Origin of the sequence: Pseudomonas sp. R19M (genome assembly GCF_050312585.1) — a bacterium.
GTDB lineage: Bacteria > Pseudomonadota > Gammaproteobacteria > Pseudomonadales > Pseudomonadaceae > Aquipseudomonas > Aquipseudomonas palleroniana.
In genome coordinates, this window is sequence record NZ_JBNPJV010000100.1 from 18,744 (window position 1) to 40,118 (window position 21,375).

Sequence of the window (21,375 nt, forward strand, 5' to 3'; positions counted from 1 at the left end):
TGTGGGAATGATCAGGGCTATGCGTCCGTGCCGAAAGCCTATGACGTCAATAAATCTGGGCGCCATTGTAGATATTGTAGAGATGGTCAGGGACCTCGGAAGGCGACGAAAAATAGACGAACAACTTTCCACCGTGTTCCTGGACAGCCAATACTTTGACGGGTTGGCCCGCGCCGATCGCGACATGATCCTTCAAGAAACTGGTTGATACGTTCTTCTTCGGTATGGACTCATCAAAGACATAGACGACCTGCTGAGTCCCCTGCCCCTGACCTTTTGCCACGCCTTTCGCCCAGCCTTCCCACTCCACTGAATTGTGCACGGTCGCCGAGGCGGACTGTACCCCAGGATCCTGGAAGACTTTGCCTACGCCATTTTTAAGCCGGCTTGCACCCTCTGGGGTGACGAACGCCGAACGATACGCCTTGCCCTCATAGGGCTTTAATTGATCAAACTCACGCAAAAACGCTTCAAGTTCCGGCGTACGCCGATTCGCACGCAGGGGCTGATTGACGAAGTCTGAGCCTGCGCGAGTATAAGTACCCACATGCTCAAAATCATCAGCATTACTTTCTCCGACAAGTTTAGTGAGGGTCTTGGTGAACTCGTCCTTCTGCTGCTCGGAGAGCGCGCCCCCTGACTGCTTGTGTTTTTCCACAACGCCAGCCAGTTCCTTACGGGCATCTCTATATTTTTGCGAAAAAACCTCTGATATTTTCCCGCCGCCCTCGACGCCTCTTCTCTTCCAGACACCTGCGTCATCAGGCTTGGCAATTTTTCCGCTACTGACTAACTGCGTAGGGTCATCCGGTTTGGCGATGCGTAACACATAGTGGACGCCATCGCCGGCATCAGGTTTTTCGGAAACAAAATACTTCACACCATTCAGCTCAATCGGCCTGACACCCGGTTGACTGCGGGGCAACGGCACGGCGGCAGCCTTGAACTGCTCAATGCCCTGAGTTGCTTTTTTGGAAGCATTGGGTGCCCACTTCAAACCCTGTACGCCGCCTTCCCATTTAACCCCGGCAACCCCAGGCTTTAAGCTGTAACTCGCAAAATTTACCGACGGTTTCAAAAACTTCGGGATGATGGGTTTGATCGATCGGATAACCCCCCTCGTCAAGCCAGCGGCGGCTTGTTCAACAGGCGTAAACAGTGAAAGCAGATCAATCCATATTTGCGCGATGCCTTCGAGTGGGCGGCCGGCAACTATTGCCTCGACACCGTGCCAAAAAGGCACGAAACCTTTAAGGATTTCACGACGCTTCTCCCTGTCGGCCTTGAATGTCTGATAGTTGTCTCTGTCCTCTTTCTCGGCTTCAGTCACGCGCTCCGGATCCTCTTTTGCCCTCTCCAGCAAATCCAGATCCTTCATAAAAAACAGTTTTTCGGACACCGTCGTGCCGATCTGGCCGGTTCGCTCCACGAACTTTGCCTGATAGGTTGGCTTTCCGGCGCTGCCTTGCGCAGAGGCCGGAAAGGTCGCCAGCGGTTCCAACGTATAAAGCTGGGCGGAAAACGGCGTATTGTCCGATCGGGCGCCCACTGGCTGATCAGCTTTCGCCTCATAACGCTGCCCTTGAATGCTGGGTTTTGGCCACGCGGTGAATGCGTTCGCATAACTGCCGTCGGGTAAACGTTGTTTTCCGATGACACTGTGGCCCTGAAATACACCGACGTAATCGTCCCGCTTAACCACGGTCCCCCGTTCAGGGTTGACTTCATAGACCGTCGTCTTTCCTTCGTGAACCGCTTTAATCAAGAACGTAGTGCGCTCGGGCTCGCCGCCCTCTCCTGGTGACTTCATCGCATACACACCGACGTCACCGTGCGCTATGGCGATTTGATCCGCCGGGGGCAGCGTTGAGAGAGCGTATTGGATTATCGTGCCGTAGGCGGCTTTCTTGTTCGCCAGATCGGCTTTGAAGTCTTCGCCGAATTTTTGGTCATCGTAGATAGCCACCGGGTATTTTTTATTATCCGGATCGGCATGGCCTTTGATGGGCGATACCTGTTGCGTCCCAAGGAAATAATCCTTCCTCATTGGCATGGGGCTAGAGAGGCTACCGATGGCACCCGCCATCTTTTCAAGATGCTGATCCAATGCGGCAAGGGCTTTTTGAATGTCCGCCTGCGAAAATTCGGTTTTATCTTCAAGAATGCCGTTGGCAACGGCCCACTCCAGCGCGGGGCCAATGCGCGTCGACGCAATCAACAGCTCTTGTTCGGGTGTCACCGCCATAGCACTCATTTTGCCGGGCAAGGCGATCAGTTCATCCTGGGTCATCCGCTTCGAAGAGCCCGGCTCGATGGCTTCGGCCAGGTTGACACCGTGCTGATAACTCACCCAACTCACAGAGCTTTTGCTGAGTTCCGATGGCGCATTATTTTTGCCCGCCTGGGCCGATGAGCCGCCAGTGACCTGAGGCGGGCTGGCGGCTGAGGGGCCTGATGCGGATTTGGGCGCCTCACTGTTGCCCGCTGCGTCAGAACCCGAAGATCGCTTGGTACGACTGCTCGCTGTTTCCGCGCCCCCTTCAAGGTTTCTGGCCCAATGGCGATCGGTAGGAAATGCAAGAATATTGGTGGTCATTATTCATCATCATGCGAGTGGAATGTTCTCTCGACCACGGTAGGAAACACGGCGGTAGATTTGTCCACCCTGTGTGGTACTGAGGTAAGAAATTGTTCCATTGCACGATGGGATGCCTGAATGCGATCAAACTTGTGGGAGGGGGCTTGCTCCCGATAGGCCGCGCGGCGGCCTCAAAAATGGGCCTGCTACGCAGTCCATCGGGGGCAAGCCCCCTCCCACAGTTTCCCGGCGGTGTTCTTCAGGTCGTTACTTGGACACTGGCATGGCGAATTCGGCGCCTTGTTCGATGCTCTCCGACCAACGCTGCATGATCGACTTCTGCTTGGTGTAGAAGCGCACACCCTCGGTGCCGTAGGCATGCATGTCGCCAAACAGGCTCTTCTTCCAGCCGCCAAACCCGTGCCAGGCCATGGGCACGGGGATCGGTACGTTGATGCCGACCATGCCGACTTCGATACGCCGGGCAAACTCGCGGGCAATGTGGCCGTCGCGGGTAAAGCAGCTGACGCCGTTGCCGAACTCGTGGTCGTTGACCAGTTTGATCGCTTCGGCGAAGTCGTTGACGCGCACGCAGGCCAGTACCGGGCCGAAGATTTCTTCGCGGTAGATGCTCATGTCCCGGGTCACGTGGTCGAACAGCGTGGCGCCGAGCCAGAAGCCGTGTTCCAGGCCGGCCTCGGACGGCACGTAACCCCGCCCGTCGAGCAGCAATTGCGCACCGGCTTGCACGCCCTGTTCGATGTAGCCACTGATGCGCTCCAGCGCGGCACGGGACACGATCGGGCCCATTTCGGCTTTCAAATCCCGGCCATCGGTGATGCGCAGTTGCTTGGCCCGTTCGGTCAAGGCGGCGATGACCTTGTCACCCACATCGCCTACCAGCACGGCGACGGAGATGGCCATGCAGCGCTCGCCGGCACTGCCATAGGCGGCGCCCATCAGTGCGTCGACGGTTTTCTCGATATCCGCGTCGGGCATCACCACCATGTGGTTTTTCGCGCCGCCCAGCCCTTGCACACGCTTGCCGTGACGGGCACCGCTTTCGTAGATGTACTGGGCAATCGGCGTGGAGCCGACGAAACTCACGGCCTTGACGTCCGGGTGTTGGATCAGCGCATCCACTGCTTCCTTGTCGCCCTGCACCACGTTGAACACGCCTTTGGGCAGGCCGGCTTCGCGCAGCAGTTCGGCCATGAACAGCGAGGCGCTCGGGTCGGTCGGGCTCGGCTTGAGGATGAAGGTGTTGCCCGCCGCGATGGCGATCGGGTACATCCACATCGGCACCATCACCGGGAAGTTGAACGGCGTCACGCCCGCCACCACGCCCAGCGGCTGGCGCATCGTCCAGTTGTCCATGCCACGGGACACCTGGTCGGAGTGCTCGCCCTTGAGCAGGTTGGGAATACCGCAAGCGAACTCAAGAATGTCGATACCACGGTCGACTTCACCCTGGGCATCGGTGAAGACCTTGCCATGTTCGGCGACGATGATGCGCGCCAGGTCATCCTTGCGCTCACGCAGCAGGTGCAAGAACTCGAACAACACGCGGGCACGGCGGATCGGCGGTGTGTCGGCCCAACCGGCGAACGCAGCCTGGGCAGCGGCGACGGCTTCGGACACGGTCTGGCGACTGGCCAGGGCGACGCGGCCGGTCTTTTCGCCAGTGGCCGGGTTGAAGACGTCCTGATAGCGATCATCGCGGCTCACGCGCTGGTCGTTGATGTAGTGCTCAAGGGTGGTGGTCATGGCAGAGGCTCCCTGGTGGATGGCAATGGAAGCCACGATAGGCTTTCGCTTTGTTCCCAACCAGAGCAAAATTCAGAACTTATTGTCCATACAGGCGAACAATAGAACCATGGAAAAAGCCGAGATAGAGGGGTTGTGGACCCACATTCACTGGCTGTCGGTGCTGGAGGAGCAAGGCACCTACACCGCCGCCGCGGCGCGCCTGGGCGTGAGCAAGTCCGCCGTCAGCCAGCGCATCTCGGACCTGGAGAAAGCCACCGGTACACGGTTGGTCACCCGCACCACGCGCAGCGTACGGCTGACCGATGCGGGGCAATCCTTGACCCGCGAAGTGCGCAGCGCCTATGCCCAAATCGCGCGCAGTTTCTCTTCGGTACGCGACTCGGCCGGGGAGATTCGCGGCCTGGTGCGCCTCACCGCGCCGGTGGCCTTTGCCCGGCAACAGTTGGTGCCGCATCTGTCGGAGTTCTTGCAGCTCTACCCGCAGGTGCGCATTCAACTGGATGTTTCCGATACCTTGAGTTCGCTGGCGGCCGAGGGCTACGACCTGGCGGTGCGCCACGGTTTCCAGGTGCCGGAAACCCATGTGGCGTGGAAGCTGTGCGACACCGCCTCGGTGCTGGTGGCAACCCGCGAATACTTGCAACGCCACGGCGAGCCGTGCGAACCCGGCGACCTCACTGCGCATAATTGCCTGTTCTACCCACGCGGGGCCGACCAACCGGCCTGGACCTTCGAACGCAACGCCGAGCGTATCACCGTGCCCATCGCCGGTAGTTTTGCCACCAACAACAGCGAAGCCCTGCGCGACTCGGCGCTCAACCACCTGGGTATCGCCCTGCTCCCGGATTTCAGTGCCCACGCCGCATTGGCCAGCGGCACGCTGGTGCAGGTGCTCGAGGGTTGGACGCTCAAAGGGGTATTTGCCGATGAGATCTACTTGATCCGCCCCTACTCGCCCCATGTACCCAAGTCGGTCAGTACGTTAGTTGGCTATCTAAAGAACAAGTTATCAGCGGGGTTTCGTTTCAATGGATAAACAACAAGCACATTAAGCGGAATCATTCTCGACAAACCGCTTTTTAATAAGAAACCATATAGCCAGCGGCAATAATCCTCATAACAAACACTTCAACTATGTGGGCTCATAACAAGTTATTGACGCCCACTGAATTTCAATACAACTAATTGTATTGAATATAAAAATCTTACCCATACCGCCTACGTTACAGCCGTTGTGACTCGACGTACTTGCAAAAAAACCACAACCGTCTAGGTTCATGAATACCGTGAAGGCCAACCGCCATCGTTCATTCAGCCAGCCATTCTGGCGAGGGATTCTATTGCTCTGAAACAAGACCCGACGCTGCTCTAAATACAGACACGGAACTTAAGTCTTAATACTCAGAAGGGATGCTTTGATGAAACGCAGCCAGCCGTATCGTGCGTTCTTGAAAAAGGGGCCAGCCCAACATTTCTGGCTGTCATTGTTTGGCTTTTGCGTGTTGGTCATCGCCAGCTTCCTGTTGTTCGAGCAACAGATCCAGGCCTTCCTGCTTCACCTCAACCTGTACCAACCTTCCACGCCCGGTGTGGCACTCAACCTGGCCCTGCTGCTGATTACCCTGCTCGCGCTGGATGTGCTGCTGCCCGTACCCTCGAGCGTGGTTGCGCTGCTGGCGGTTGCCATGCTCGGCGGCCTGGGCGGCTACCTGGTGATTTTTATCGGCTTGTGCCTGGGTGCCGGGTTGGGCTACGCGTTGGGCGCCGGCTACTTTCGGTTGTTATCCGGTCGTCTTGGCCTGCATCAGCGTCGCCCGGGGCACTTGGCGTATCGGCTGAACACGCTGTCGTTGATTTGCCTGCGCGGGGTGCCGGTGCTGGCGGAAACTTCGGTGGTGGCCGCCGGAATGCAGCGTTACCCGCTGCGCGCGTTTCTGTTGATTACCACGCTGGCCAATGCGGGCCTGGCGTTGGCCTATACCGCCATCGGCACGTTCCTGATCGAGCAGAATGCACTGCTGGTGACGATCCTTGCCAGCATGGTGCTACCGCTGCTGTTCGTGGCGGGGTACAGCCTGTTCAAGGCTTTGCGCAAACCCGCTGCCGAACAAGCGTTGCGTGGCTGCTTCAGCGTCAGCTATGACTACCCGGTGGTGTTCACCGACCACCTGTTCGACCCACGCAACCCTTGCCTGCATCAACAACTCAGCGCACTGCACAACGGGCCAGTGACGGTGCTGATATTTGCCGACGCACAACTGCTGCACAGCGCGCCTCAGCTGCGGGAGCAGATCGACGCGTATTTCGCCGCCCACACCGACCTGCACCTGCAAACGGCCCCCATCGCCGTGCCGGCCGGCGAACTGAGCAAAAACACCCAAGTCCTGGAGCAGCTCTACAGCGACATGCTGCAGCACCATCTGGACCGGCATTGCTACGTACTGGCCCTGGGCGGCGGTGCGGTGCTGGACGCGGTGGGCTACGCCTGCGCGACCTTTCATCGCGGCATCCGTCTGGTGCGCGTCCCCAGCACGGTACTGGCGCAGAACGACGCCGGTATCGGGGTGAAAAATGGCATCAATGCCTTCGGCCAGAAGAACCTGCTGGGCGCGTTCTATCCCGCTACAGCGGTGCTCAACGACTTTCAATTGCTCACCAGCCTGACCCACCGCGACCAGATCGCCGGGCTGGCCGAAGCGGTCAAGGTGGCGCTGATCAAGGACTCGGTGTTTTTCGAGTGGATGGAGCAGCATGCCGACGCCCTCGCGCGCTTTGATCACCCGGCCAGCCGCTACGCCATTCGCCGTTGCGCCGAACTGCACCTGGGGCATATCACCGGCGCCGGGGACCCGTTCGAACGCGGTAATGGCCGCCCACTGGACTACGGGCATTGGGCCGCGCACAAGCTGGAAAACCTCAGCCAGCACCGCCTGCGTCATGGTGAAGCCGTCGCCGTGGGCATGACTTTGGACAGTCTGTACGCCAATGCCGTGGGGTTGTTGAGCGCTAGCGACACGCAACGGCTGATGAACCTGCTGCACACCCTGGGCTTCAACTTGTGCCCGCCGGAACTGAAGATGAAAGATGCCCAGGGCCGCTCCCAGGTGTTGCTCGGCCTGGAGGAGTTCCGTCAGCACCTGGGCGGGCAGCTGTCGATCCCCATGCTTCGTTGCATCGGAGAGTCGGTAGACCTGCATGCCATCGATGACGCACAAATGGAACAGGCGCTGCAACGGTTGGCGAACCGCGGCGACCTGGCGCTGCCACTGAGTTACGCGCAATGAGCCAGGCCAACCTGAAAACCTGGTTGACCTTGGGTCGCGTGTCCAACCTGCCCACGGTGCGGACCAACACGCTGGCTGCCGCCCTGCTCGCCAGCAGCGCCGGAGCGTTGGCGCCGCCGTCGTCGCTGGTCTGGGGGTTGCTGCTGAGCACGCTGTCGCTGTTGTACCTGGCCGGCATGCTGTTGAACGACTGGCTGGACGCCGACTGGGATCAACAACACCACAACCCGCGCCCCATCACCCTGGGCCTGGCCAGCCGGCAGCAAGTGGGCCTGGCCACGGCGCTGCTGCTGATCCTCGCCGCCATGGCCGTGCTGGGCCTGAGCCGCCTGATCGATCAGCCCCACTGGCTGCTTGGCGGCGTGGGGCTGCTGCTGGCCTGCATCTTCGGCTACAACCTGCTGCACAAAAAATACGCCCACAGCGTATGGCTGATGGGAGCGTGCCGCTCGGCGCTGTACCTCACGGCGGCAGCCAGCCTGGCACTGCCGCCGGAGCCGATCTGGCTGTGCGCAATGCTGCTGGGCGTGTACATCAGCGGCCTGACTTACCTGGCTCGCCAGGAACACCGCAACCAACTGGTCAGCCGCCTGCCGCTGTTGCTGATGCTCAGCCCGCTGGCTTTGGCGATCTACTCCAACAACCTGTGGTTCTGGCCGGTGCTGCTGCTCTGGCTGGGTTGGTTGGGCCTGCACTACCGCAGGCACCTGGCCAACCCGCAACAACGCCAGGTGCGCGCTTTTATCGGCGCAGGCCTGGCGGCGTTGCCGCTGTTCGATGGGCTGGTGTTGGCCGTGGCCGACCAGCCGTTGGGCAGTCTGCTGTGTGTGCTGGTGTTTTTCCTGCTTCCCCACTTTCAGCGTTGGATCAAGCCGACATGAACATGCGCCAGGATCGCCTTATCGAACTGCGCCAAGCGCTAAGCCAGCAACTGCACGACAGCCAAGCGCTGTGGTGGCGCCAGGCGCAGGCCACGCTCGCGCAACAACCGGACGCCACCACGGCGGCGTTGTTGAGCAGCCAGTGCAAGCGCCACTTGACGTCCCCCGTGGTCGACCTGGCGCGTGCATTGCTGCTGGCCCAGGTGCTGGAAACCGCCGCCATTGCCGAACATTTGCCCCTGCTACGCCAGTGGTTCCTGTGGGGCGACGATCAGGAAAAAATCGCCCTGCTCGGTGCCCTCGACTGGCTCGACAGCAACGGTCAGTGCCTGGCGCTGGCCTTGCAGGCCGGACGCACCAGCAACCCGCAGGTGTTTGCCGCCCTGGCTCTCGACAACGCCTACCCATCACGCCATTACCCCGAGCGGGCCTTTCACCAGCTTGTACTCAAGGCACTCGGCATGGGCCTGGACGTCGGGCGTGTGGTCGGCCTCAAGCAACGGCATAGCACCACGTTCAATCAGTTGGCCCTGGACCTGATGCAAGAGCAACAGGCCGCGGGCCGTCCCATATCGCCCGGCCTGCCCGAGGTGATCGCCTTCCACCTGCTGGACCCGGAACAACGCCGACACCTGCCACCGCAGTGGCACCTGTACCTGAACTGAGACTTTCCCAGAAGAGGATTCACTATGCCCACCTACTTCGATCCGCATATCCATATGGTCAGCCGCACCACTGACGACTACCAGAACATGGCCGCCGCCGGGATTACTGGGGTGATCGAGCCGGCGTTCTGGCAGGGCCAGGCACGCACCAGCGTCGGCAGTTTCATCGACTACTTCGACACCTTGCTCGGCTGGGAACGCTTTCGCGCCAGCATGTTCGGCATCCATCATTTCTGCACCATTGGCCTGAACCCCAAGGAGGCCAATGACCTGTCGGTGGCCAATGAGGTGCTGGAGATATTGCCGCGTTACCTGGTGAAAGACGGTGTGGTGGCCGTCGGTGAAATCGGCTACGACGACATCACCCCCGAAGAGGACCGTTTTCTCGCCGCGCAACTGGAACTGGCCAGGCAGTTCAACCTGCCGGTGCTGGTGCACACGCCCCACCGCGACAAGATCGGCGGCACCAAGCGCACCCTGGCGGTGATCCGCGAAGTGGGGATTGCCGAGCACCTGGTGATCATCGACCACCTCAACGAACTGACCTTGCCCCTGGTGCTCGACAGCGACTGCTGGCGCGGCCATTCCATCTACCCCAACACCAAGATGTCGGAGCAGCGCATGGTCGCCTTGCTCCAGGAATACGGCACGGAAAAAATGGTGGTCAACAGTGCCGCTGACTGGGGCATCAGCGACCCGCTGAAGGTGCCCAAGACCGGCCAGGCGATGTTGGCGGCGGGCTTCAGCCAGGCCCAGGTCGAACAGGTGCTGTTCCATAACCCGGTGGATTTCTTCGCCCAGAGCGGCCAGCTGGACAAGGCCCTGGTCAGCACACCGCTGCCCATCGACCAGCGCAAGCAATGGCAGGACAACTCGGCCCTGCGCGGCCAGGAGCCGGTGGTCAAATGAGCGACATCGGCGGTTGGACGGCCACTCAGGTCGGTTATTGCAGCAATGTGCACCCGGCCCGCGACCTGGCCGGGCTCAGGGCCTCGATCGCCGAACATTTCCGGGGCGTGCGCAACCTGCGCGGGTTGGACGTGCAGGACAGTGGTTTGTGGATCTGCGCTCACGCGGCCCGGCAGTTGCAGCAACCCGCGGCGCGCCAGGAATTCCTGGGGTCGCTGCAAGACAGCGGGTTGCGCCTGACCTCCTTGAATGGCTTCCCCTATGGCGAGTTCCATCAGGGCGCGGTGAAAGCCGAGGTCTACCTGCCCAGTTGGGCCGACCCGCAGCGGTTGGCCTACAGCCTCGACCTGGCGTACCTGCTGGCCCAGGCGTTACCGCCGGATTGCCGCCAAGGGGTGATATCCACGGTGCCGCTGGGCTATGCCGCCACCTGGAGCACGGTGCTGCAGGCGCGTGCCGACGAGCACCTCAGCCAACTCACCGCCGCACTCGCCCAATTGCACCAGGACAGCGGTAAGAAAATTGTGTTCTGCCTGGAGATGGAGCCGGACTGCGTGCTGGAAAACACCGAGCAGGCCATTGCGTTTTTCCAGCAACGGCAGGCGATGGACCCGAACCATGCCTACCTGGCCCTGTGTTTCGACGTATGCCACCAGGCGGTCATGTTCGAGGACTGTTACCAGTCCCTGGATCGGCTACGCCAGGCGGGCGTACCGGTGGGCAAGATCCAGCTGTCCAACGCGATGATCTGCCGCCTGCCGCCGCCGCATGATCCGCGACGCGAACAGGTGCTCGACACCCTGGGCCGCTTTGCCGAGGCCACCTACCTGCACCAGGTGAAGGCTCTCGACCCACAGGGTCGACGCGTGGCCTGGGCGGACTTGCCCGCAGCCCTGGCGCAGTGCAGTGAATTTCGCGAGCTGCGCGTTCACTTCCATATCCCGCTGTTCAGCGAACGGCTGCTGCTGCCCGAACTCAGCGGCAGCCAGGAGGCGCTGGCGCAGACCTTCGACTACCTGTCCGACCACGTCGAGTTTCACCCGGTATTGGAGGTCGAGACCTACAGCTGGGGCGTGCTGCCCGCTCAACTGCGCCCCACCACCACCCTGGCCCAGCTCGAAGGCATCGTCGCCGAACTGCACTGGGTCGAGGACCAGTTGCGCCAGCGCGGCCTGTTGCACGCCTATAGCCGGGAGGCCTACGCCAATGTTTTCTGAGCAACCGCTGCTGCTGATCAATGTGGTAGGGCTGACGCCTGCGCTGCTCGGTGAGGCGACACCGCACATCAACCGGTTGCTCAAGACCGCCCAGTTGGCTCACTTGCAACCGGTATTCCCCGCCGTGACCTCGACGGTGCAGGCGTCGATCCTCACCGGCGCGCCGCCGTCGCAGCATGGCATCGTCGGCAATGGCTGGTACTTTCGCGACCAGGCCGAGGTGCGTTTCTGGCTGCAACCCAATGAGCTGATCCAGGGGGAAAAGGTCTGGCACACGCTCCAACGCGAAATCCCGGGGTTTCGCTGCAGCCAGTTGTTCTGGTGGTTCAACATGTATGCCGACGTGGACGCCGCCATAACCCCGCGCCCGCACTACCCGGCCGATGGGCGCAAACAGTTCGGCCTGTATTCGTCGCCACCCGGGCTGCATGAGCAGATCGAGCAGCAGATCGGCGAGTTTCCGTTCCCGGGGTTCTGGGGGCCGGCGGCGGGCATTGCCTCGAGCCGCTGGATCGTTGATTGCGCCATCACCGAATTCCAGATCAACCGGCCACATCTGCAACTGATCTACCTGCCCCACCTGGATTACAGCCTGCAACGCGTGGGGCCTGAGCATCCGTCGATCGCCGCCGAAGTTCGCGCCATCGACAGCCAGGTCGGGCGCCTGCTGGATTTTGCCCAGGCCCAGGGCGCCGCCGTGATGCTGCTCTCGGAATATGGAATCGATGCGGTCGAGCAATCGGTGTCGATCAACCGCATCCTGCGCAACGAAGGTCTGTTGCAGGTGCGCCAGTCCCTGGGCTGGGAACTGCTCGACCCTGGCGCCAGCCCGGCGTTTGCGGTGGCGGATCATCAAATTGCGCATATCTACGTCAAACGCGCCCAGGACATTCCTCGGGTCAAGGCCCTGCTGCAGCGCCAGCCCGGCATCGAACAGGTGCTGGATAAGGCCGAGCAACACGCCTGGCAGCTCGACCATCCGCGCAGCGGCGAACTGGTGGCCGTGGCCGCCAGCGGGTGCTGGTTCGATTACTACTACTGGCTGGACGAGCGCAAAGCACCGGACTTCGCGCGTACCGTGGACATTCACCGCAAGCCCGGCTACGACCCGGTGGAGTTGTTTGTCGACCCGACCATTCGCTTTCCCACGCTGAAAGTGGCGCGGCGCCTGCTGCAAAAAAAACTCGGCTTTCGCTACTACATGGACCTGATCCCGCTGGACACCTCACTGGTGCGTGGCAGCCATGGTCGCCTTCCGAGCAACGCGCAGAACGGCCCGCTGCTGATCACCGATTGCGCACTGTCGTTACCGCCACGGTTGGCGGCGACGGCCGTGAAGCAACTGCTCCTGGAACATTTCCTGGGGCGCCCACAGACCGAACCGGCCACAGCCAAGGAGCTTCCATGCGGCGAGCCTTATCTATCACAGTCCTGAGTGCACTGGCCGGGTTGGCCCATGCCCAAGACACCAACCCCTTCGACTGCACGAACTTTTTGCAGTATGGAGGCAACCTCGATCAGACCCGGGCCACCTTCGTGCAAAGCCCCGAGACCCTGGCCTGGAACTGGTTTGCCTGCCTGAATCAGCCGGCCGCTGCACAGAGCCCGAATGTGGTATGGGAAACCTTGAAACCTTCCGACCAGGTCTACCTGCCCAATGGCGCCGCGCCCCAACCCTACAACCAGAGCGTGGCGCCGCCTGCCGCCGTACTGACCCAGGCCCAGGCGATGGGTATGAACCCGAATCGCACCTTCCACAACCTCAACGCCACCCAGCAGGTGGACGGGCTGATCCTGGAAATGGGCGGCCAGGTACCCGCCGCCGAACAAGGCCAGGCGGTGCGCTTCCAACTGCTGATGGGCGAGGACACCTTCAATTACATCGTGCAGCAGAAGGTCTACAACGTGAATGGCCAGGCCGCGCTGACCAGCGACCTTGATTTTCCCGCCACTGCCTGGGAGCTCAAAGCCGCCTGGCTGTGGATCGGCAACGACCAAAGCTACCAGCAGCAACTGGCCAGTGACGGCTACTACATCGCCCAGGCCTACTACCAGCAAGGCACGCAGTATGTGGTGGGGTATGCCGCGCTGAGCGGCCTGCATGTGATCAACAAACTCAATCCCGACTGGGTGTGGACCACCTTCGAAAACCGCAATAACGGCAAGTACACCGTGACCAACGCAATCCCGCCCACGCCGATGACCAACAGCACCGGGCCGACCCCGGCGGCGCAACCGGTCAACAGCACATTCCAGGCCCAGTACCCGACACTGGCGCAGTATGAGTTGATCGGCGTGCAGTCCAAGACCACCCCGACCTTGCTCGCCAACTCCCAGTTGGAATCAGCGTTCCAGAGCGAGTCGTCGTGTTTCGCCTGCCATGGCACCGCCGCGTATTCGCCCAAGCAGGGCTACTTCAATTTCGCCCTGAACAAAGACGGCGGCATCGTCTACCCCACCGCCCCGCTACCGGACACCGACTTTGTTGGTTACCACAAACTGGATTTTGTCTGGTCGCTCAAACGCGCCCAGTGGCAACGTTAAGGAGCCTGACATGAGCGTATTGAATTTCCCGCGCATCTACCTCGGCGGCCATATGTTCTGGAACCCGCCGACCGCCAACAACAATGACATGTTCCCGCTCTACGACGCGGTGAAGATGCAGATGAACTGGCGGTTCCTGAAAGACTTCGACATCACGCCATGGAACGCTGCCAGCACTCTGCTGCCCTGGACCATAACGCCGCTGCCGCCGGCCCAGGTGCCCGCCTACGTCATGCAGGTGCCGGGCAATGCCGCGAATTTGGCCGCGCCGACCATCCCCGGCGAATGGAACCTGTTCGGCGACAACGCCTGCGGCACCGTGAGCTACAACCAGACGCAGTCGGTGATCACTGGCGGCGAGCTGCCGGGGGGTGGCTACGTGAGCCAGGACCCGCTGATCAACCAGAGCTTTCAGTTGCTCGGCAACTCATTCGGCGGTGCGCCGAACTCACCGGCGCGCTTCGTCGATGTGAGCCCTTGGCAGAACACCTTCACCGCGCTGTACTTCGACAGCCTGGTGTTGGGCAATGCCCAATGTGGCCTGACGCTCAAGCGCGAGCACCGCATGCTCGACCGCTTTCTCAACTTCAACTGGGCCAACCTCGGTGGCCTGGCCTACGTCACCACCACCTGGCAAACCTGCTTCCCGAAAGAAAACCTGTCCTGGGTGCTCGGCAATTCAGCGCTGCTGCAAAACCTGCAAACCCAGATGCAACAGCAAAATGCCAAGGGGTTGATGTTCCGCTTTTCCACCTACCTGACCTGCTACGACAAGAACGGCATCCTCAACAACTACCCACCGATCGATACCCACGACGCCACGCCCGAGGCCCAGGCTAAAGTGCAGGCCATGTATCAACAGGGCCTGGACAACGTCGGCGATATTTTCTTCAACCCGGCCTATAGCCGTACGGTGGGCACCCTGGGCCTGTGGTTCGATGACGAATTTCCCACTGCCCCCGCCGGGCGGCGCCTGGTACCCGCCCAGACGGTGCCGATCTACAAAACCTCACCGAGCGATGCCACCTCGGCGCAGCTCGGCGTGATCTCGGCCCAGGCCCATGGCAATACCTTGTCTCTGGACCTGGGCAACACCTTCCCGTTTTATCCCCTGGAGCCCAAGACCGACATCCCCGTCGCAGCCAAATACCAGGCCGGAGACTATCAAGTGGGCGTGCGCCAGGGCACGCAATTCGCCCCCATCGCCAGCTTCGGCTACGACGATTACCAACAGGCGCAATTCGACAAGCGCTCGGGCATCCTCGACCTGCCGTTGACGGTCGATGCACAAAGCCTGTTGCAGACCGGTAGCCTGGAACTGCAACAACCCGGCACCACGGCCATCATCGCCGCGACCCAGCAACTGTGGACCGCCGAAGTGGTGCAGAGCGCCAGCTTCATCGATGTGGGAGACACCAAGACGCTGCAGATCATGGTGCAATTCGACGGCCAGCCGGCACCGGCCGGTACCACGCTGTGGGTTGCGCAATACAACAACGCCTACATGCTGTGCACCACCGATTACTACCTGGCATTCAGTAATGATGCGGACTTCACGCTGTTCAACAACGACCCGCAGAACCCCATCAACAACAGCCCCAACCTGCCGCAATTCATTGGGACGATACCGCTGGCCGGCCAGATCACCGAAGGCACCGGCCGCCAGCTGATGGCGACGCGCCTCGCCGTGTCCGACGATCAGACCGAGCCTGTGACCTACCGGCAATTTCTGCCGACACCGGCTTCGGTTGCCTTGAGCCCGTGTCTCACCTTTGCCAATCCGATCCCCATGCAAGGCACGCTCAAGGACCCCCTCAGCAACACCGTGCAATACAGCCTGGCCAAGGTGCAGACCGACGCCAACGGTATCGCCAACCTGACCGTCACGGCCCAGGCACCGGGGTTTCCCACGCTGCGCTTCTTTGTGCAGGAAGGTCAGCAGGCACCGACCATCCCCTTCAGCTTCCCCCTAAACCAAGCCTACACCGACTTCCTCGCGCCGTTGCGCGTGCTGCCGCTGGAACCCCAGTTGCAACAGGACTTCGTCAATGCGTGGAACCTGATTTACCAGCGCGAAGATGCCGGCCAGATCATCTGGGAGACCTTCATCTACCCCTTCATCCTGCAACCTTTCTATTACCTGTACCCGATCATGAGCAAGTACATGCCGCTCAACTCCCTGACGCGCATTGAAGGCGCCGTGGACCAGTTGATTGTGCTGATCAGCAAGCCGTACCAGGAAGAAAGCACCCTGGCGATGCCGATCACCCGCGACATGCCGCAAAGCCGTCGCGCGGTGCTGGAGCTGTGGGCACAAGCCCTGGTCAAGCGCAATTACCCTCCCATACCGCTCAGCATGAGCGACTACCACTGAACCACTGACGGAACCACCGGGTGACACCTGCGTCACCCGGCACAACACAGGAGTGTGATGATGAAGACCCGCCTCTTGAACCGGCTGTTGCTGCTGCTAACGCTGCTCAGCCCCGGCGCGTTTGCCGACGACGCTGCCGTGTACTTCACCAACGGCGTGCACAACACCGAAGGGTGCAATGAACAAAACGGCAACTGCATCGCCAAACGGCTTCCCGGCGAGCCGTCCGACCCGTTCTTCCCGGCGCAATGGATCAGCGAGTGGACGATGTACCGGGTGATGCACAACTACGAGAAAAACCCACCGCCCTACAGTAACCCGCCCTCGACCCTGCAACCTTCGGACTACACGGTATCCAAGGGCACCAGCTATTACGACACCACCTACATCCCGGCAGACGGCGACGGCTTCGGCGCGATGATGGAGCACTACGAGAAGTACTGCCTGCCGATCTTTCCGATCAAGAACAACAATTACAGCTGCTCCTTCGTGTCCCTGGGCAATAAGGCGTACTTCCTCACGTACCCGCAGGACCGCCCGAAAGACATGCCGGCCTGCTGCATGTTCTCGCCGATGAACCACCCGCCGCGCCAGGACTTCGTGCAGCACCTGCCCTACAGCGTCGAACGCAGCCAACACCTCAATGGCAGCGTGCAGGCTTACGCCCTGGACTTGCAGTCGCCGTCGGGGCCGATTCTGTTCGGCTATGCCTTCAACAAGCAGCAGACGGGCAAGCCGCCTTACCGACTGCCGCAATCGTTTTTCTTCTCGGGGGACACCAGCGTCGCCAACGCGCCCATCGTCAGCCAGAACTACACCCACTTTCGCATCGCCAAGCCCGACCCGGCCGAGACCTGGAATCAAGTGGCCGCCATGTGCCCGTCGAACCCGCCGCCTTGCCAGTTGTTCGAGCCACCGGCAGCCCAGAGCAATGGGCATAAGGCGCAGTGGAACCAGCTCATGCAGCGCAAGCCCTGACCTTCAAGGATGAACCGCCATGAAAACGCTACTGAGTGTGATGTTACTCGGGCTGGCCAGCCTGTCGGCCCAGGCCCGGGAAGCTCCCCAGCCGTCGGCACAAGCGACCCAGCTCAATTGCCGGCCGCCGACCAGCGCACCGGCCGCCGACGCCGGGCAAGGACCGTTCGATAACTACAGTTGGCAGTTGTTTATCGCCTTGAACTGGCCGGCACAAAACGGGCAGCGCGGCCAGCCCGACTGCAGCAAAACACCGGGCGCTGCCGGTTACACCGTGTGGCAGACCTACAAGACGGTCGAAGAAATATTCCTGCCACAGGCCGCCAACCCGGGGCCGTGGAACACCCCGCTACTCGCCAAAAGCCTGGGCATCATCAATATTGCCGCATTGAAAAACAGCTCGCAGGTCAACTCGGTTGACCAGGCGGTCGGCGGTTGGCTGATCGACCAGGCCGGTAACCCGACCTTTTACGACATTTCGGCCAACGAGATCTCCTACAACTACATTGTCAGCAATACCTTCTACAACGCCAATGTGGTGTCCAAGGCGAACAACATCGCTTTCCCCAATGGGGTCATCGAGGTCAAGTCCAGCTGGCGCATCCTCACCCCCCACGACAACGCCAGCCGCTATCTGACGATGCTCGCCCGTGTGCCCACATTCGACAGCCAGGGCCAGCGTACCGGTGTGACCGAAGCCTACCTGGGGCTGGTAGGCCTGCATGTCATCACCAAGGCGGCCGGCTATCCGCAGTGGATCTGGTCAACCTTCGAGCAGGTCGACAACCTGCCGTCTGCGCAGAGTAGCAACGGCACCTACAGCTACTTCAACCCAGACGCCAGCACTACCAACCAGTCGCCCTGCGACTGGCAAACCCACGGCACCCAGCTGGTCTGCGTGCCCAAACCGGGCATGACATTCCAAACCCCCAACCCGCTCAGCCGCGTGACCCCGATTGCCGACATCACCCAGGCCGTCAACACGACCTACCGCGCCAACACCGGGCTGCAAAACAGCCCGTTGAAGTACTACCAGCTCATCACCACCCAGCGCCCGACCACACCGAACGACCCCGGCAACCCCTTGGGTGACCCGACCCCGGCACTGTCGGCCAACGTGACCATGGAGAGCTATATCCAGCAAAACAGCAGTTGCATGAATTGCCACTCCATGGCAACGCCGGTGAAGAGCCGCTACAAGTCCGACTTCTCCTACCTGTTCAAATTCGCCAACGCGCCGGGCAACCCATCGCCCAAGGACAAGGAATAGACCATGAGCATCCTCAACGGACCCCGACTGAATTTCTGGGGCGGCATCCGCACGGACGTCAGCCTGCCGAACAACTCCCCGACCCTGCCGCAGAACTCGGACGCCAACTGGCCGCTGTTTGACCTGACCACCTCCACCCTGGCCCCCGAGGCCGAGCTGTATAGCGACGAGCAACTGAACAACATGATCAATACGCCCAACGGCAATTACTACACCGCCGGCGGCTGGAACCACTACGGGCAACATGTGGTGAGCATGAAGAACGCGCTGATCAGTTCCCAAGGCAGCCCGGGCAATGTCGGCACCAGCGGCGACCAGGTCGGCCAGCCGGTCTACCTGCTGGGCTCCATAGACCCGGTGACCCAACAAGGACCGATTTCCGGCCCGATGATGGTGGACCTGGACCCCACGGCCTCGACCACCACCCAGATCTTCGTCGGCGGCCTGCAGATCGGCAACAACGACAACATCCAACTGTTGATTCACGCCAATGCGGTGTGCAGCAGCCTGGATGTGAAAAAACGCGTGCTGGAACCGCCCAGCATGGATGCACCGGGCTCCTTTCGGTTCAGCGGCACCTTTCAACTGACTTTCCCGTTGAGCAGTATCGTCAGCTGGAACCAGAACAGCAGCGGCCTGCGCGCGATCATCCAGGCGCCGGGGGCCACCGGGATCGTGCTGCGTTTCGTGATGTTCGAAATGTGCCCGCAGATGACCACCGCGCAATTGGTCGACGACTACGCCAACGGCCGGGATACGCCGAACCCGAGCATCGGCCGGGTCATCGGCACCCTGGCCCCGGCGTTTGCCGGTGAACCCCTCGATTGCCAGCCGGGCCGGCAACTGATCAACCAGGACACCAGGAACACGGGCTACGCGCAGTTGGCCAATGCGGCGCTGTTGAGCCTCGATATGGTCAATGTGATCCCCAAACAGACTTTCCGCGCCGTCAGGGACGACATCACCAGCCCCATCGGGCCTAACGCCAATTACGGCCCGGTCACGCTGACCGCCGGCACCACCCCCCTGATCACCCTCGACCCCAGCGCCAGCCCGCTGGTCAATTACTACGTGTACGGCGGTATCGTCGATGTACCGTTGAACACCAGCCAGCAGCAGGCGGTAAAGGCCAGCGCCCTGGCCATCAAGGCGCCGAACCGGGTGGCCGAGACCTCACTGAACGCCATCGAGTCGGTGTACCGGGTGTATGCCGACCAGCGCAATGTGTACCTGGAGGATTACCCCAAGGGTTTGTCGATTACCCTGTATGTCAGCTACCTGGGCGGCGCGGTGCCCAACACCACCCGGATCGACCTGACGCCCGGCGCACCGGCGGTCTACGACGCCCCGCAATACTGGGATTTCCTCAACGTGCCCGCCAGCGTGACGCTGGAAGCCGGCCAGCCCAGCGTCCGCTTCCCCGTCACGCTCAAACCCGGCAGTGCCGCCCAGGCGGGTTTCGTCGCCCTGGCCTATAGCGTCAATGGCCATCCCAGCGGCGCCTACTTCACCAACCTGCGCAAATACGCGCAGACCGATTTCGGCATTCCCAAGGGCACCACGATCACCTGGGCAATGATGTATCCCAAGGTCCTGCGTTTTCACTACCTGGCCTTCCCTGCCATGTCGCGCTACGTCGCGTTGAATCAGCCTGATGCAGTCATGGGCGCCAAAGACGCCATCCTCGCGCGCACCTCGGACGTGTACAAAGGCACCACACTGTTCATGCCGGTGGTGCGCTCGATGTCGCCCTGCCAGCGGGCGCTGCTGCGGGCGTACCTCACCGGTGAACCGTGGCAGCCGCCACAGACGGAGCATCAGTCATGACCCTTCTTATACCTGCGCAGCCCGGCGAAAACCTGCGCCCCAGCACATTGATCGCCGAAGGCTTGCTCAACCCCCGCGGCCTGTGCCTGCAAGCCGATGGCAGCCTGTTGCTGGCCGAAGCCGGCTCCGGCTTGCCGGACCAGCCGTTCAGCGGTCGTATCAGCCGCCTGCGACCCGATCCCCATCAGCCCGGCGCCTACCTGCCTGGCGAGGTATTGGCCCAAGGGTTTCGCGCCATGAATATGCAGGCGCGCATGCTGCGCGATGAGATCATGGGCCTGTCGGACATCGCCTGCGGTGGCGGGCGCTGTCTGGCAAGCCAGACCGATTACGTTGGCGGCTCCAAACTGCTGGACCTGCAATACAGCCCGCCTGAGCCGGTATTCCACAGCCGGGGCAACCTGAATGCGCTGTGCTATCACCCCACCCGCAAGAGTTGGCTGGCGGTCAAGCCCGATACCAACCAACTGGTGGAGTTCAGCAGCGGCGCGGACGAGCGCGTGCTGGTGCAATTGCCCGATCTGGCGCAAGGCCAGGACGCCGTGCCCGTCACCCTGGTGTACGACGCCCAGACCGATGCGGTGCTGATCAGCCTGTTTTCCGGTGAACTGCACGCTGATCCTGCGCGCAAAGGCATCGACTTCGCTGACCGCGCCGGCCAAGTGATTCGGGTAGACCCATCGAGTGGGCGTATCGACGTGGTGGTTCACGGCCTGCAACTGCCTACCGGCCTGGCACTCTGCCCGGACGGGCATCTACTGGTGCTGGAACTCTGCAGCCACCTGCAAGAGCCCTTGCCACCGGACTGGAGTGGCGCACCTTTGCATGGCGGTTTTACCCGTTTCAGCGGGCGGCTGCTGCGATGCGGCTTGAAGACCGGGCAGGTAGAAGTGCTGGCCCGCGGGCTGGATACACCGTCCAATGTATGCCGAGTGGACGGTGCGGTATTGGTGAGTGAAGGGATGGGGTTGACGGGGCGAGCGCTGCCTTCGCCCGACCACAGGAGCGTACCGCTGAGCGGCAGGCTGCGGCGGGTGCTGCTCTGAGTGATCAGGCGGGAGAGCGTTGCAGGACGCTC

At 61.4% G+C, this 21,375-nt stretch carries 15 protein-coding genes; 13 read left to right on the forward strand and 2 right to left on the reverse strand.

Going from position 1 to position 21,375, the window contains the following annotated elements:
• Positions 1-46: 46 nt before the first annotated feature.
• Together ACQRBT_RS25520 and ACQRBT_RS25525 are read right to left on the reverse strand one after the other, a co-directional pair.
• The gene (locus tag ACQRBT_RS25520; protein ID WP_412046902.1) at positions 47-2,596 is read right to left on the reverse strand and encodes a hypothetical protein; all 2,550 of its coding nucleotides are present in this window, start codon (positions 2,594-2,596) and stop codon (positions 47-49) included.
• A gap of 249 nt (positions 2,597-2,845) precedes the next feature.
• Entirely contained in the window at positions 2,846-4,345 is a 1,500-nt protein-coding gene (locus tag ACQRBT_RS25525) for a CoA-acylating methylmalonate-semialdehyde dehydrogenase (RefSeq protein WP_412046903.1), read from the reverse strand.
• A 109-nt stretch (positions 4,346-4,454) separates the two neighbouring features.
• Between ACQRBT_RS25525 and ACQRBT_RS25530 the strand changes: the two genes are divergently transcribed.
• The 13 genes from ACQRBT_RS25530 (at position 4,455) to ACQRBT_RS25590 (ending at position 21,343) form a co-directional block, all read left to right on the forward strand.
• Positions 4,455-5,384, forward strand: coding sequence for a LysR family transcriptional regulator (locus ACQRBT_RS25530; protein ID WP_412046904.1), 930 nt, complete (start codon positions 4,455-4,457; stop codon positions 5,382-5,384).
• 382 nt (positions 5,385-5,766) lie between these two features.
• Positions 5,767-7,632, forward strand: coding sequence for a 3-dehydroquinate synthase (locus ACQRBT_RS25535; RefSeq protein WP_412046905.1), 1,866 nt, complete (start codon positions 5,767-5,769; stop codon positions 7,630-7,632).
• Positions 7,629-8,513 (forward strand): UbiA family prenyltransferase, encoded by an 885-nt coding sequence (locus ACQRBT_RS25540; protein WP_412046906.1) that lies wholly within the window; start codon positions 7,629-7,631, stop codon positions 8,511-8,513. Before ACQRBT_RS25535 ends, ACQRBT_RS25540 begins: the two co-directional genes overlap by 4 nt.
• Positions 8,510-9,178 carry an EboA domain-containing protein gene (locus ACQRBT_RS25545; protein ID WP_412046907.1) on the forward strand — a complete coding sequence of 223 codons (669 nt, stop codon included), beginning with the start codon at positions 8,510-8,512 and terminating at the stop codon, positions 9,176-9,178. The genes ACQRBT_RS25540 and ACQRBT_RS25545 overlap by 4 nt, the downstream gene beginning before the upstream one ends.
• A gap of 24 nt (positions 9,179-9,202) precedes the next feature.
• Positions 9,203-10,087: a TatD family hydrolase gene (locus ACQRBT_RS25550; protein ID WP_090371887.1), complete on the forward strand. Its 885-nt coding sequence runs from the start codon at positions 9,203-9,205 to the stop codon at positions 10,085-10,087.
• Positions 10,084-11,304: a metabolite traffic protein EboE gene (eboE, locus tag ACQRBT_RS25555; protein WP_412046908.1), complete on the forward strand. Its 1,221-nt coding sequence runs from the start codon at positions 10,084-10,086 to the stop codon at positions 11,302-11,304. The genes ACQRBT_RS25550 and eboE overlap by 4 nt, the downstream gene beginning before the upstream one ends.
• Positions 11,294-12,739: an alkaline phosphatase family protein gene (locus ACQRBT_RS25560; RefSeq protein ID WP_412046909.1), complete on the forward strand. Its 1,446-nt coding sequence runs from the start codon at positions 11,294-11,296 to the stop codon at positions 12,737-12,739. Before eboE ends, ACQRBT_RS25560 begins: the two co-directional genes overlap by 11 nt.
• On the forward strand, positions 12,709-13,848 hold the full coding sequence (locus tag ACQRBT_RS25565; protein ID WP_090371894.1) for a hypothetical protein: 1,140 nt from the start codon (positions 12,709-12,711) through the stop codon (positions 13,846-13,848). The genes ACQRBT_RS25560 and ACQRBT_RS25565 overlap by 31 nt, the downstream gene beginning before the upstream one ends.
• Positions 13,849-13,858: 10 nt before the next feature.
• Positions 13,859-16,222, forward strand: a complete 2,364-nt coding sequence (locus ACQRBT_RS25570) for a hypothetical protein (protein WP_412046910.1) — start codon at positions 13,859-13,861, stop codon at positions 16,220-16,222.
• A gap of 60 nt (positions 16,223-16,282) precedes the next feature.
• Positions 16,283-17,200, forward strand: coding sequence for a hypothetical protein (locus ACQRBT_RS25575; RefSeq protein ID WP_412046911.1), 918 nt, complete (start codon positions 16,283-16,285; stop codon positions 17,198-17,200).
• A 19-nt stretch (positions 17,201-17,219) separates the two neighbouring features.
• On the forward strand, positions 17,220-18,470 hold the full coding sequence (locus tag ACQRBT_RS25580) for a hypothetical protein (RefSeq protein ID WP_412046912.1): 1,251 nt from the start codon (positions 17,220-17,222) through the stop codon (positions 18,468-18,470).
• 3 nt (positions 18,471-18,473) lie between these two features.
• Positions 18,474-20,297 carry a hypothetical protein gene (locus tag ACQRBT_RS25585; protein WP_205345518.1) on the forward strand — a complete coding sequence of 608 codons (1,824 nt, stop codon included), beginning with the start codon at positions 18,474-18,476 and terminating at the stop codon, positions 20,295-20,297.
• The gene (locus tag ACQRBT_RS25590) at positions 20,294-21,343 is read left to right on the forward strand and encodes a hypothetical protein (RefSeq protein WP_412046913.1); all 1,050 of its coding nucleotides are present in this window, start codon (positions 20,294-20,296) and stop codon (positions 21,341-21,343) included. Before ACQRBT_RS25585 ends, ACQRBT_RS25590 begins: the two co-directional genes overlap by 4 nt.
• Positions 21,344-21,375: the final 32 nt, after the last annotated feature.